This is a genomic window from Gordonia jacobaea (assembly GCF_001186365.1).
Taxonomy (GTDB): Bacteria; Actinomycetota; Actinomycetes; order Mycobacteriales; family Mycobacteriaceae; genus Gordonia; species Gordonia jacobaea.
In genome coordinates this window covers 152,367-166,558 of the sequence record NZ_LDTZ01000017.1, presented here as the reverse complement: position 1 = coordinate 166,558, position 14,192 = coordinate 152,367, and the positions used below count along the sequence as shown (strand labels likewise).

Below are 14,192 nucleotides of genomic sequence, written 5' to 3'. Positions count from 1 at the left end.
ACACCGCCACTCGGATCGGCGGCCGATCATCGTCGACCCTTCTTCCCGCCCCTCTTGTTGCGCTGATTGGAAGTTCCCTGCTTCTTCGGACCCGAGCCCGAGTTACCCGAGCTCTTCGACGACGCCGCGCCCGCGGGTTTCGCACCGGGCTTCGGCTTGCTTCCGACGACGTGCTGCGTCGAGGAGCTGTCGTCTGTGCCGTTGGTGTTGTCACCGTCTGAGGCAGCGTCAAGCGCCGCCTCTTCGGGAGAGTCGTCGGACTTGTCGAGCGAGAGGGGAGCCTGCCCCGAACCGGAGCTCTTGTTCTTCTTCGCTCGGTCGGGCCGCGCGCCGGGCTTGGGAGCATTCGCCTTGAGTTTTTCCTGCTTCGCTTGGCGCGCTTCCTCTTCTTCCTTCTCGATACGACCGAACACGATGTGCTGCTGCCCGTATGTCCAGATGTTGTTACTCATCCAGTACAGGAGGATCGCGACGGGGAAGAACGGACCGGTGACGAGGATGCCGAGCGGGAAGACGTACAGCGCCAGCATGTTCATCATGCGGGTCTGCGGGTTCTCGAGTGCCGCCTCGGGCTGCCGCGCGACCGATGCGCGCGAATTCATGTGCGTGGCAATCGACGCGATGATCATCATCGGGATGACGACGATCGCGATGTTCAGACGTGTGAAGTCGATCGGCTGACCGGGCTGCACGAAGGCCTGGAACTCGGAGACAGGCTCGGTGATGTACGACGACAGCGGGACTCCGAAGAGACGGGCGTCGAGAAAGTTCTGGACCTGTTCGGGGTTGAACGCATAGTTTCCGGTGTTACGCGTCTGCTCCGCGGTCATGTGCAACTGGCCCATGCCTGTGGCCATTCGGTTGAACGAACGCAGCACGTGGAACAGACCGATGAACACCGGGATCTGCAGCAACATGGGCAAACAGCCGAGCAGGGGATTGAACCCGTGCTCCTTCTGCAGCTTCTGCATCTCCTCGGTCATCTTGACCCGATCCTTGGCGTACTTCTTCCGGATCGCCTGAAGCTGCGGGTTGATCTCCTGCATCTTCTTCGTGGTGCGGATCTGCTTCACGAAGGGCTTGTAGAGGATCGCGCGCAGCGTGAAGACGAGGAAGATCACCGACAGCGCCCAAGCGATGCCATTGCCGCCCGGCGTGTTCGGTGTGATGTGGTCGAACACCCAGTGCCAGACCCACATGATCCAGGAGACCGGCCAATAGATGAAGTTCAGCACGGGACAGTTACCCCTCACTCTTCGCGGAGACACCCACGCTGATCGTGGTGTCCTCCGTGATTACACGTCCGCGCACCGCCGGCCCGCCATCAGCGGATCCGTCGTGCGTCGATGGAAACTCTTGGTCTTGCTCGGCCTGCTCATCGTCGAGAGCCTGCTGACTGTCGAGAGCCGGGTCGGGCTTCGGCATCCACGGCCACCGGAACGACTCCTCGGGCACCGGGTCGTAGCCGGGCTTGTGCCACGGGCCGCATTTGAGCAGTCGGATCACCGACAGCACGCCGCCGTAGAAGAAGCCGTGGCGTGTGAGCGCCTCGACCGCGTAACCCGAGCAGGTCGGTTCGAAACGACAGGTCGGCAGACGCAACGGCGACACCCAGGTGCGGTACAGCTCGATCAGGAAGATCACCACTCGACGTGGCAGCAGGTGGCAGAACCGGATGAATGCCTGGGTCGACGACGCTGACATCACAACGCACCGTCAGCAGATTCGGTCGAGAACGAGCGCGGAGCGTCGAGCACCTCGGCGGCGAGTCGTCGAACCTTGGCGTTTCGCAATGCTTTCCGAAGCTGCTCGGCCAACTCGACGCTCGACGCCTCGCCGGCGCTGGGAAGTGCACGCACGACGACCGAGATATCGGTCGTCGGAAATTCATCCATCACCTCTGCGAACGCCGCCCTGATTCGACGCGCCACGAGATGTCGGGTCACGGCATTGCCGACTGACTTGCTCACTATCAACCCGAGCCAGGGTCCGCCCGACGTCGCGACGTCGACTCGACGCCCCGTGTCGTCGGGCCAGCGCGTTGGCAGGATCGACAAGGTCAGAAGGAGATCACGCGACGATACCCGCACGCCCTTCTTGAGCGTGCGGGAGAAGTCGGATCGTGTGGAGATCCGATGGATTGACGCCATCACCGACCCAATCGCCACCGGAGTGTTCCGACGACGGACGATGCCGCCGCCGGGACTCGCGGTGTTGTGCAGATCAGGCCGAGAGCTTTGCGCGGCCCTTGCTGCGACGGGTGTTGACGATCGAACGACCCGCGCGGGTACGCATACGCAACCGGAAACCATGCACGCGTGCACGACGACGGTTGTTCGGCTGGAAAGTCCGCTTGCCCTTGGCCACGGCTGGTACTCCTTGTGTTCGTACGTAGGCACGCCAACTGCACGCGCACCCACGATCTCCTGAGTGGTCTTCTTATCCAGGCAGCGGTGCCGGACTCGTGCCGGTTGGATGACCCCGTTTTCGCCGAACGGACCGCACGCGGTCAACCCTTTGAATGACGGGAACGCCACCACGTAAATCCGCATACCTGGATGACCAGTCGAGACTACTGGACCCGGTGTACTCAAATCAAACGAGCGGATCCTCACCAACGCCGTGACCAGCGGTGACGAGTGCCATACCGCCCGCGCTACCTGCATGTGCGACACGCTCGACGACGTCCTTGCCGCACGACTTGTGATCTGGCCGAGCGAATTCATGCCTTGCGTTGTCGGCTCCGTGGTCGTTCTGTTAGCGTCATTCCCCAGTGACGGCGACCGATACGCCACTCACATCACCACGACGCAATCGCGGCGTCGAACCCATCCCGACTTGGTTGTACACAACTGTGGATAAGTGTGTGGACAAGTCGGCTCCCGCACCGGCATCGTGAGTCCCCGATGACTGATGCTGGTAATTTTCTCGGGGTGGGAAGGCCTGACCGTGACTTCTGATCGCGACTCGTTTGGCGAGGTCTGGCAACAGGTCGTCGCAGAGCTCAACGACGACTCCGCCGGCGGCGACCACGAACCTCTCACCCGGCAGCAAAAAGCCTGGCTCTCGCTCGTGCAGCCACTCACCCTTGCCGAGGGATTCGCGCTGCTCACCGTGCCGACGCCGCTGGTCCAGGAGCAGATCGAACGCACCCTCCGAGACACGATCCGAAGCGCGCTCTCACGTCACCTCGGACAACCCGTCGACCTCGGTGTCCGTATCGCGACGCCGAATCCGATCATCGACGCTCCCGCCGAGCAGCCGACCCACTCCTCTGCACCCGGAGCCGGTTTCGGCCCGGCAGAGGTCACCGCAGCAGAGATCAGCAGTGCCAACGGATCTGGCTTCGGCGCTGATCACAGCGCGCCCGGCCAGGCTGCGGCCAGCACACAGTCAGCCATCGACCAGCTCGGCACCGACTCCTTCGGCGCCCAGCAGCCTCCACGACCGTCGACGACTGCTGCCAATGGGACCGAGTCGCGGGGTGGACCGGCCAACTGGCCGTCGTACTTCGCCGAACGCCCAACCGCGGCGCCCACTCCGTCGGGCGCCAACCTCAACCCCAAGTACACCTTCGACACTTTCGTGATCGGAGCGTCGAATCGCTTCGCGCACGCGTCGGCCGTCGCTGTCGCCGAAGCCCCGGCGCGCGCGTACAACCCGCTGTTCATCTGGGGTGAGTCCGGTCTCGGCAAGACGCACCTGCTGCACGCAGCAGGGCACTACGCCCAGCGACTGTTCCCGGGTATGAGGGTCAAGTACGTCTCCACCGAGGAATTCACCAACGACTTCATCAACTCGCTGCGTGACGACCGTCGGGTCGCGTTCAAGCGCCGCTACCGCGACGTCGACGTGTTGCTCGTCGACGACATCCAATTCCTGATCGGCAAGGAAGGTATCCAGGAAGAGTTCTTCCACACCTTCAACACGCTGCACAATTCGAGCAAGCAGATCGTGATTTCCTCCGATCGTCCGCCGAAACAGCTTGCGACACTTGAAGATAGGCTTCGCACACGATTCGAGTGGGGCCTGATCACCGACGTTCAGCCACCCGACCTCGAGACCCGCATCGCCATTCTGCGCAAGAAGGCGCAGATGGACAGCATCGCTGTTCCTGACGACGTCCTCGAATTGATCGCGTCGAAGATCGAGCGCAACATCCGCGAGCTCGAGGGCGCCCTGATCCGCGTCACCGCGTTCGCCTCCCTGAACAACACCGACCTCGACAAATCACTCGCCGAGGTGGTTCTTCAAGCGCTGCTACCGAATTCAGGCACGCTCGAGGTCAGCGCGGCGTCGATCCTCGCGATCACCGCGGAGTACTTCGACATCTCGGTCGACGAATTGCGGGGGCCTGGCAAGACCAGGGCCATCGCGCAGGCGCGTCAGATCTCCATGTACCTGTGCCGAGAGCTCACCGACCTCTCACTGCCGAAGATCGGCGAAACCTTCGACCGTGACCACACAACCGTCATGTATGCCGAACGCAAGATCCGCAAGGAGATGGCCGAGCGCCGCAAGGTCTACGACCACGTCCAGGAACTCACCGCGCGCATCAAACAGCGCGCCGTCGGCTGACAGAACCGCCAGGATCCCCCTCTGAGACCCTTCGCTCCCGCCCGGGCGCGGAGGGTCTTGTCGTTCCGGGCCAAAACGACAAGTCTCAACCACAACCCAAGGGTCTCCGGCGATGGCTTCAGGCCGATTCACACCTCTTCCCGACGACGCTCTCGATGTCTTCGCGGTCGCCGGATGGCTGTGGATCGACTGTGAGTAACGAAGGTGTTGATGTGTACAGAACGTGGACGATGCTCGAACGGATTCCAACATGTGCACAACCCGACCGACCCGCCCAGGATCCGTCCACCCGCCATCCACACCTCGTCAGTGCTCTGACATGGGATCCGGCGCGTTGTCCACAGTTTGCACAGTGCCTATGACTGTTATGGATCCCTCTCTTAAAAGAACTTCTTTTAAGAAGCTGTTGTGCACACCTCGACCGACCGTCGTCGTCGACTCGTCCGTTCCCGAGACGGGCACGCGTTGGTCGCGGCGTGGCGACTTGACCCCAACGACTCCCCGTCACGCGATCGCGCTCTAGAGTGGGAACTCCTGGCGAATACCGAGAGAAGGGCAACCACCGAGCATGAAGTTCCGTGTCGCGCGTGACGAGTTCGCCGATGCCGTCGCCTGGGTAGCGCGCAGTTTGCCGTCTCGCCCGCCCGTCCCCGTGCTCGGTTGTGTGGTTCTCCTGGCCGACGACGCCGGGCTGACCGTCTCCGGCTTCGACTACGAGGTCTCGGCACAGCAGCAGATCGGCGCCGAAGTCGCAGAACCGGGGCAGGTGCTGGTATCCGGGCGTCTGCTGGCCGACATCACCAAAGCTCTTCCGAACAAGCCGGTCGACGTCTCGCTCGACGGATCCCGCGTCGCCATCACCTGCGGCAGCGCGAAGTTCTCGCTGCCGACCATGCCCGTCGAGGACTACCCACAGCTTCCCGACGTCCCGGCCGTCACCGGACTTATCCCGGCGCAGGTGTTTGCCGAGGCCATCTCCCAGGTCGCCGTCGCTGCCGGCCGTGATGACACACTTCCGATGCTCACCGGCGTGCGCGTCGAGATCGACGGCAAGACCGTCGTCCTGGCAGCCACCGACCGCTTCCGCCTCGCGGTACGCGAATTGGAGTGGGAGCCAGCCGATTCCGGCGCATCGGGTGCCGTTCTCGTGCCCGCGAAGACGTTGTCCGAGAGCGCGCGAACCGCGAGTTCCGACTCCGGCGACGTGAAGCTGGCGTTCGGCAGCGGTTCAGCACTCGGTGGCGAGGGGATCCTGGGCATCGTCGGCGAGACCAAGCAGACGACGACCCGTCTCCTCGACGCCGAGTTCCCGAAGTTCCGCCAGCTGTTGCCCGCGAGCCACACCGCCATTGCGACCATCGAGAGTGCACCCCTCATCGAGGCCATCAAGCGTGTGGCGCTGGTCGCCGAACGTGGCGCGCAGGTGCGCATGGAATTCCGCGACGGATCCGTTCTGCTCACGGCAGGCGGCGACGAAGCAGGCCGCGCCGAAGAAGAGCTGCCCGTGCAGTTCTACGGCGAGCCGCTGACCATCGCGTTCAACCCGACGTATCTGCAGGACGGACTCTCCGCGATCGGCGTCGCAACCGTCGACTTCGGATTCACGACGCCGAGTCGTCCCGCGGTGCTGCGCCCGTCGACCGGTGACGAACCCATCGCCGACGAATCCGGAGCGTTCGTCGCACCCGACAGCGTTTTCACCTACCTGCTGATGCCGGTTCGCCTGCCCGGATAGCGGCTCATGCACTGAGTCCGAGTAACGAAACATCAAGGCAGCACTGATCTTTCACGCACATGCGAAGGGGAAGCCATGCAGCTCGGACTGATCGGCCTCGGCAAGATGGGTGCCAACATGCGCACCCGTATCGAGCGCGGTGGCCATAAGGTCGTCGGATACGACCCCCGCCCGGAGGTCTCCGACGTCGCGTCGATGGCCGATATGGTGGCCGCGCTCGACGCACCTCGCGCGGTGTGGATCATGGTGCCTTCAGGTGAACCCACCCAGCAGTGCGTCGCAGAACTCGCAGGCCTGCTGGAGCCGGGCGACGTCGTCGTCGATGGTGGTAACTCGCGGTACACCGACGATGAGCCCCACGCAAAAACCTTGGGCGACAAGGGAATCGGCTACCTCGACTGCGGTGTCTCCGGCGGTGTGTGGGGCTTGGAGAACGGATACGGCCTGATGGTCGGTGGATCCGACGCCGACGTCGAGCGGCTCATGCCGATCTTCGACGCACTGCGCCCGCCCGGCGAGCGAGCCGACGGATTCGTTCACGCCGGACCCGTCGGAGCCGGGCACTACGCCAAGATGGTGCACAACGGCATCGAGTACGGCCTGATGCACGCCTACGGCGAGGGTTACGCACTGCTCAACGCCGAGCCGCTCATTGTCGATGTCGAAGGCACGATGCAAGCCTGGACACAGGGCACGGTGATCCGATCGTGGCTCCTCGACCTCTTGGTCCGAGCCCTGCAGGAAGATCCTGGCCTCACCGAAATCTCCGACTACACACCGGATTCCGGCGAAGGTCGATGGACAGTCGAGGAAGCGATTCGCCACGCGGTGCCCGCCAATGTGATCTCGGCTGCGCTGTTCGCACGCTTCGCGTCGCGGGAGAAGGGCGGTTCGCCCGCGCTCAAGGCAGTGTCGGCGCTGCGTAACCAGTTCGGCGGACACGCCATGCAGAACACTGCGGGCAAGAACGTCGGCGAGACCGGAACGCCGCTTCAGAATCCGTCGAATACCGCTCCGCCCAACTGATTTCGACGTCCCGTGTTTGTTCGTGAACTGCACCTGCGCGACTACCGATCGTGGCCGTCGGCCGACCTCACCCTTCGCCCCGAACCGACGATCTTCACCGGCCGCAACGGTTTTGGCAAAACCAATCTGCTCGAAGCGCTCTTCTACATCGCGACACTTCGTTCGCACCGGGTGAGCTCCGACGCGCCGCTGGTCCGGTCAGGGGCGACGTCGGCGTCGGTCGGAACCATCGTCGAGAACGCAGGTCGTGAACTCGCGGTCAGCCTGCAGATTGCTGCCGAGGGGTCAAACAAGGCCTGGCTCAACGGATCTCCATGTCGACGCCCGCGCGAGATCCTCGGTGTGCTGCGCGCGGTGCTGTTCGCCCCGGAAGACTTACTACTCATCCGGGGCGATCCGAGCGATCGTCGACGCTTCATCGACGAGCTCGTCGCCCAGCGCGGACCACGTTGGGCTGCAGCACGTTCGGACTACGACAGGGTGCTCCGGCAACGTTCCGCGCTGCTCAAGACGGCGGGCGCGGCGCTGCGTCGAGGAGGCTCCGACGCCGACTCGGTGATCAGCACCCTCGACGTGTGGGACGCTCAGCTCGCTGATCTCGGTGGCCAGGTGACTGCCGCGCGGATCGAGGTACTGCGTGATCTCGAGCCGCACTTCGTCGCGTCGTACTCGTCGATAGCTCCGCTTTCGCGTCCTGCCGCGTTGAGCTATCGCGCGTCGGCGGGGCCGGAGTTGGTACCACCGCGCGATGTCGAACCAGATTCGGAAACCATCGCGACACAACTACTCGAGCGCCTCGGGCAGACGCGCACCAAGGAAATCGAGCGCGGCGTCAGTCTTGTCGGTCCGCACCGCGACGACATCGACATCGTTCTCGGGTCCGAGGTGGCCAAGGGTTTCGCCTCGCACGGAGAATCGTGGTCGCTCGCGTTGGCGTTGCGCCTCGGGTCGGTCGAGCTCGTCCGCAGTGAGGGCATCGAACCCGTCATCATGCTCGACGACGTCTTCGCTGAGCTCGACGCCGCGCGACGTCGCAAACTGGTGGAGTTCACCGCCGGTGCCGAACAGCTGTTGATCACGGCTGCTGTCGCGGAGGACATCCCCGAGGGTGTCGGCGGCAGACGTATCGGAGTCGATGTCGTCGACGAGGCCGACGGCACACGGCATTCCGAACTGATGTCCGAGGCAACTGAGAGCATGGACTCGTGAGCGACACCCCCGAAGAGCAGCCAGGCACCGAGTCGCCTGGTGGCGACGCGTCGAGCGGGTACGAGCGGGCACGCCGCGCCTTGGAAGAGGCACGGGCGTCGGCGCGCGCTGCGGGCAAGTCGGTGGGTCATGGCCGGGCGTCGCCGATTCGACGTCCGCGCGGGTCGTCGAGTCGTCGACGCTGGTCGGGCGCCGGCCCGGATTCGCGGGATCCGCAGCCCTTCTCCAGGCTCGTCGGCGGACTCGCGCGTGACCGCGGGTGGGAGCCTCAGATCGCCGAAGGCACGTTGTTCGGGCAGTGGCTGCAGATCGTCGGACCAGACATCGCCGCGCACGCCAAGCCAGAAGCGTTGCAGGACAAGGTACTTCACGTACAGGCCGAGTCGACTGCGTGGGCTACGCAGCTGCGGTACGTGCAGCGCCAGATCCTGGCGAAGATCGCCGCGGCCATCGGCGACGACATAGTGACGTCGCTGCGGATCACGGGCCCCAAGGCGCCGTCGTGGCAAAAGGGCAAACGCAACGTGCCCGGTCGGGGTCCCCGCGACACCTACGGCTGAGCCAGATGAAGCCGGTCGAGGCGCGACATACACGCCGACACCGACAAACCTCGTCCGACGCCGCTCTGAGCCGTTTTTTATCCCCAGACCACCGCCGATCGCGCATCTTGTGCAGAAAATCGATCTGAGCGCGCGTTAGCGGCCCCGGATGGTGCTTCCTGAGCGAATGAGGCAGTACACTGGAGACAGTTGTCCCGGCAGGGGAGATAAGCAGCCGTGACCGGCGGTCACATACGCGAGCGGGCGAAGGCCCGGCACCTCGTCGTGTGCCCGTGGTCGGCGCTGGTCACGTCACCCTGTCCAGCATCACACGACTGGAGTCCAGCCGTGAACGAGGCAGCGCACACACACCAGCGCAGTCGAGAGCAGAAGAGGAGCGGACGCACCCCGTGGCCGACACGAATGACAAGAAGAGCCGGAAGAAGCCAGGTGAGTACGGTGCCGAGTCGATCAGCATCCTCGAAGGACTCGAAGCAGTCCGCAAAAGACCAGGTATGTACATCGGCTCGACCGGTGAACGGGGCCTGCACCACCTGATCTGGGAGGTCGTCGACAACTCCGTCGACGAGGCCATGGCCGGCTACGCCAGCAAGGTCGACGTGACGTTGCTCGAGGACGGCGGCGTCGAGGTCGTCGACGACGGTCGCGGTATCCCGACCAGCATGCACGCGACCGGCGTACCCACCGTCGAGGTCGTCATGACGCAGCTACACGCGGGCGGCAAGTTCGACTCCGACGCGTATGCCGTGTCCGGTGGTCTGCACGGCGTGGGTATCTCCGTCGTGAATGCGCTGTCGACCAAGGTCGAGTTGGAGATCAACTACGGCGGCTACCACTGGGAGCAGACGTACAACTACGCCAAGCCCGGGCCGCTGGTCCAGGGTGCGGCGACGCGCAAGACGGGCACGACCGTCCGGTTCTGGGCCGATCCGGAGATCTTCGAAACCACCACCTACAGCGCCGAGACCGTTGCGCGTCGTCTGCAGGAGATGGCGTTCCTCAACAAGGGCCTCACCATCACGCTGACCGACCGGCGACCGCAGACCGCCGCGGCCGACGCCGTCGTCGAAGGTGACGAAGACACTGCTGAGAAGCCCAAGACCGCCGAGGAAGAGGCGGTGGCTCCCACCGTCACGAAGCCGCGGACCCGCACGTATCACTACCCCGACGGCCTGATCGACTACATCAAGCACCTCAACCGCACCAAGACGCCGATCCACCAGTCGGTCATCGGTTTCACGGCGAAGGGCACCGGTCACGAGGTCGAGATCGCGATGCAGTGGAACTCGGGATACTCCGAGTCGGTGCACACCTTCGCGAACACGATCAACACCCACGAGGGCGGCACACACGAAGAGGGCTTCCGCGCGGCGCTGACCTCGACGGTCAACAAGTACGCGCTCGACAAGAAGCTCCTCAAGGAGAAGGACGGCAAGCTCAGCGGCGACGACATCCGCGAGGGTTTGGCAGCCGTTATCTCCGTCAAGGTCGCCGACCCGCAGTTCGAGGGTCAGACCAAGACCAAGCTCGGCAACACCGAGGTCAAGAGCTTTGTGCAGAAGACGTGCAACGAGCACCTCGGTCACTGGTTCGAGGCCAACCCCGCCGAAGCCAAGATCATCGTCAAGAAGGCTGTCGACTCCGCGCAGGCCCGCCTCGCTGCCCGCAAGGCGCGAGAGTTGGTGCGCCGCAAGACCGCAACGGATATCGGCGGTCTGCCCGGCAAGCTTGCCGATTGTCGCAGCAACGACCCCACCAAGTGTGAGGTCTATATCGTGGAGGGCGACTCCGCAGGTGGCTCGGCCAAGTCCGGCCGCGACTCGATGTACCAGGCGATCCTGCCGATCCGCGGCAAGATCATCAACGTCGAGAAGGCCCGCATCGACCGCGTCCTCAAGAACACCGAGGTCCAGTCGATCATCACCGCGTTCGGCACCGGCATCCACGACGAGTTCGACCTCGCCAAGCTGCGCTATCACAAGATCGTGCTGATGGCCGACGCTGACGTTGACGGCCAACACATTTCGACGCTGCTGCTGACGTTGCTGTTCCGCTTCATGAAGCCGCTGATCGAAAACGGTCACGTCTACCTGGCACAGCCACCGCTCTACAAGCTCAAGTGGCAGAAGCGCGAACCCGAATTCGCCTACTCAGACCGTGAACGCGACGGACTGCTCGAGGCCGGTAAGGCCGCGGGTTGGAAGATCAACACCGACGACGGCATCCAGCGCTACAAGGGCCTCGGCGAGATGAACGCGAAGGAACTCTGGGAAACCACAATGGATCCCGCCGTTCGCGTGCTCCGCCAGGTGACCCTCGACGACGCCGCCGCGGCTGACGAACTCTTCTCCGTGTTGATGGGCGAAGACGTGGCTGCGCGCCGCAGCTTCATCGCCCGCAACGCGAAAGACGTTCGCTTCCTTGACGTCTGATCTCTCACGAATCGAAAAGGATACTGATGACTGACACCACACTCCCGCCAAACGGGGGAGCGGGCGATCGCATCGAACCGGTCGATCTCGGCCAGGAGATGCAGAACAGCTACATCGACTACGCGATGAGCGTCATCGTCGGTCGCGCGCTACCCGAGGTGCGCGACGGACTGAAGCCCGTGCACCGTCGACTTCTCTACGCGTCCTACGACGCCGGGTTCCGCCCCGACCGCGGCTACGTGAAATCCGCGAAACCCGTTGCGGAGACGATGGGTAACTACCATCCCCACGGCGACAGCGCGATCTACGACGCGCTGGTGCGCCTCGCGCAGCCGTGGTCGATGCGGTACCCGCTGATCGACGGTCAGGGCAACTTCGGTTCGCGCGGCAACGACGGCGCGGCCGCCATGCGTTACACCGAGGCACGCCTCACGCCCCTCGCGATGGAGATGTTGCGCGACATCGACGAAGAGACAGTCGATTTCACGCCCAACTACGACGGCAAGACCAACGAGCCGACGGTTCTGCCCGCACGTATCCCCAACCTGTTGATCAACGGGTCGGGCGGTATCGCGGTCGGTATGGCCACCAACATCCCGCCGCACAACCTCAATGAGGTTGCCGACGCGGTCTTTTGGGCTCTGGAGAATCCCGAAGCCGACGAGGAAACCATGCTCGCGGCATGTATGGAGGCCATCAAGGGACCCGACTTCCCCACGGCCGCACTGATTGTCGGCAGTCAGGGCATCCGCGATGCCTACACGACGGGCCGCGGCAGCATCCGTATGCGAAGCGTCGTCGACATCGAGGAGAACAAGGGCACCACCACCCTCGTCGTCACCGAGCTGCCGTACCAGGTCAACCCCGACAACCTGATCGCGTCGATCGCTGAACAGGTCAACGAGGGAAAACTCAAGGGCATCAGTCGAATCGAGGATCAGTCCTCCGATCGCGACGGCATGCGCATCGTCGTGACCCTGCGTCGCGACGCCGTCGCCAAGGTCGTGCTGAACAACCTCTACAAGCACAGCCAGTTGCAGACCAGTTTTGGCGCCAACATGCTGTCGATCGTCGACGGCGTGCCGCGCACCCTGCGTCTCGACCAGATGATCCGCTACTACGTCGCGCACCAGATCGACGTCATCGTGCGTCGTACGCGGTACAGGTTGCGCAAGGCCGAAGAGCGCGCGCACATCCTGCGCGGTCTCGTGAAAGCCCTTGACGCACTTGACGAAGTGATCGCATTGATCCGTGCGTCGGCTAACACCGACGCGGCGCGACAGGGCCTCATCGGTCTCCTCGACATCGACGAGATCCAGGCCGACGCCATTCTTGCGATGCAGCTGCGTCGTCTGTCGGCACTCGAGCGCCAGAAGATCGTCGACGAGTTGGCCGAGATCGAGCTCGAGATCGCCGACCTCAAGGACATCCTCGAGAAGCCCGAGCGTCAGCGCGCCATCGTGCGCGACGAGCTCAAGGTGGTCGTCGAGAAGTTCGGCGATGAGCGTCGAACGAAGATCATCGCGGCAGACGGCGACGTCGCCGACGAGGATCTCATCGCGCGCGAGGACGTCGTCGTCACCATCACCGAGACCGGCTACGCCAAGCGCACGAAGACCGACCTGTACCGCAGTCAGCGACGTGGCGGCAAGGGTGTGCAGGGTGCAGGCCTCAAGCAGGACGACATCGTCAAGCACTTCTTCGTGAGCTCCACCCACGACTGGATCCTGTTCTTCACCACCAAGGGTCGGGTCTACCGGGCCAAGGCGTACGAGCTTCCCGAGGCCAACCGCACCGCGCGCGGCCAGCACGTCGCCAACCTGCTGGCCTTCCAGCCGGAGGAGCGGATCGCTCAGGTCATCCAGCTCAAGACCTATCAGGATGCGCCGTACCTGGTGCTCGCCACGCGCAACGGCCTGGTGAAGAAGTCCAAGCTCGAAGACTTCGACTCCAACCGCTCCGGCGGAATCGCGGCGATCAACCTTCGCGGCGAAGACGAACTGGTCGGCGCGCAGCTGTGCAGCTCCGACGACGACCTGCTGCTCGTCTCGCAGAAGGGCCAGTCGATCCGGTTCCACGCCGACGACGAGACGCTGCGCCCGATGGGACGTCAGACTTCCGGCGTCCAGGGCATGCGCTTCAACGGCGACGACGAGCTGCTGTCGCTCAACGTCGTGCGTGAGGGCACCTACCTCCTGGTCGCGACGTCGGGCGGCTACGCCAAGCGCACTCCGATGGACGACTACCCGGTTCAGGGTCGCGGCGGCAAGGGCGTGCTGACCATTCAGCACGACCGCAGGCGCGGCGAACTCATCGGCGCGATCATCGTCGACGACGATTCGGAGCTGTACGCGATCACCTCGGGCGGCGGAGTCATCCGCACGGCCGCCAAACAGGTCCGCAAGGCCGGGCGCCAGACCAAGGGTGTCCGTCTGATGAACCTCGACGAGGGAACCACCCTGATCGCCATCGCACGCAACGCCGACGAGCCCGACGTCGAGGCTGCCGAGTAGCCCCAAGGGCCTCGGCGCAACAGTCCCGACCCCACGGCGGTCGCTTCAGCCAGTGGGAGCGGTTCAACCGTTAGTGTGGTGTGCAACGCCAGCCCGCGTCGTTGTGGCTGGGAGTGCACGCGTTATGGAGTGAGGGAAC

The 14,192-nt window shown here is 64.0% G+C and carries 11 protein-coding genes; 7 read left to right on the top strand and 4 right to left on the bottom strand.

All coding sequences use genetic code 11. The features are described from left to right. Nucleotides 1-26: 26 nt before the first annotated feature. The 4 genes from yidC to rpmH all read right to left on the bottom strand — a co-directional run bounded on the left by yidC (nt 27) and on the right by rpmH (nt 2,367). Nucleotides 27-1,235: a membrane protein insertase YidC gene (yidC, locus tag ABW18_RS11930; RefSeq protein ID WP_049699189.1), complete on the bottom strand. Its 1,209-nt coding sequence runs from the start codon at nt 1,233-1,235 to the stop codon at nt 27-29. A 7-nt stretch (nt 1,236-1,242) separates the two neighbouring features. Next, on the bottom strand, nt 1,243-1,704 hold the full coding sequence (gene yidD / locus ABW18_RS11925; RefSeq protein WP_049699188.1) for a membrane protein insertion efficiency factor YidD: 462 nt from the start codon (nt 1,702-1,704) through the stop codon (nt 1,243-1,245). Then, entirely contained in the window at nt 1,704-2,150 is a 447-nt protein-coding gene (rnpA, locus tag ABW18_RS11920; protein WP_082937803.1) for a ribonuclease P protein component, read from the bottom strand. The genes yidD and rnpA overlap by 1 nt, the downstream gene beginning before the upstream one ends. A gap of 73 nt (nt 2,151-2,223) precedes the next feature. Beyond that, nucleotides 2,224-2,367: a 50S ribosomal protein L34 gene (gene rpmH / locus ABW18_RS22435; protein ID WP_005205903.1), complete on the bottom strand. Its 144-nt coding sequence runs from the start codon at nt 2,365-2,367 to the stop codon at nt 2,224-2,226. Nucleotides 2,368-2,949: 582 nt separating this feature from the next. Here rpmH and dnaA point away from each other — a divergent pair. From dnaA to gyrA, 7 genes are all read left to right on the top strand, one after another. Next, nucleotides 2,950-4,578, top strand: a complete 1,629-nt coding sequence (gene dnaA / locus ABW18_RS11910; protein WP_049699186.1) for a chromosomal replication initiator protein DnaA — start codon at nt 2,950-2,952, stop codon at nt 4,576-4,578. Between the two features lie 568 nt (nt 4,579-5,146). Then, nucleotides 5,147-6,313, top strand: coding sequence for a DNA polymerase III subunit beta (gene dnaN / locus ABW18_RS11905; protein ID WP_049699185.1), 1,167 nt, complete (start codon nt 5,147-5,149; stop codon nt 6,311-6,313). A gap of 75 nt (nt 6,314-6,388) precedes the next feature. Continuing rightward, nucleotides 6,389-7,339 carry a phosphogluconate dehydrogenase (NAD(+)-dependent, decarboxylating) gene (gene gnd / locus ABW18_RS11900; RefSeq protein WP_049699184.1) on the top strand — a complete coding sequence of 317 codons (951 nt, stop codon included), beginning with the start codon at nt 6,389-6,391 and terminating at the stop codon, nt 7,337-7,339. A 12-nt stretch (nt 7,340-7,351) separates the two neighbouring features. Next, the gene (recF, locus tag ABW18_RS11895; protein WP_049699183.1) at nt 7,352-8,548 is read left to right on the top strand and encodes a DNA replication/repair protein RecF; all 1,197 of its coding nucleotides are present in this window, start codon (nt 7,352-7,354) and stop codon (nt 8,546-8,548) included. Beyond that, nucleotides 8,545-9,108, top strand: a complete 564-nt coding sequence (locus ABW18_RS11890) for a DUF721 family protein (protein ID WP_005205889.1) — start codon at nt 8,545-8,547, stop codon at nt 9,106-9,108. The genes recF and ABW18_RS11890 overlap by 4 nt, the downstream gene beginning before the upstream one ends. Nucleotides 9,109-9,497: 389 nt before the next feature. Continuing rightward, nucleotides 9,498-11,540 carry a DNA topoisomerase (ATP-hydrolyzing) subunit B gene (gyrB, locus tag ABW18_RS11885; RefSeq protein WP_049699182.1) on the top strand — a complete coding sequence of 681 codons (2,043 nt, stop codon included), beginning with the start codon at nt 9,498-9,500 and terminating at the stop codon, nt 11,538-11,540. Between the two features lie 26 nt (nt 11,541-11,566). After that, complete coding sequence (gene gyrA, locus ABW18_RS11880) at nt 11,567-14,053, top strand: DNA gyrase subunit A (protein WP_049699181.1); 2,487 nt, start codon at nt 11,567-11,569, stop codon at nt 14,051-14,053. Nucleotides 14,054-14,192 lie beyond the last annotated feature (139 nt).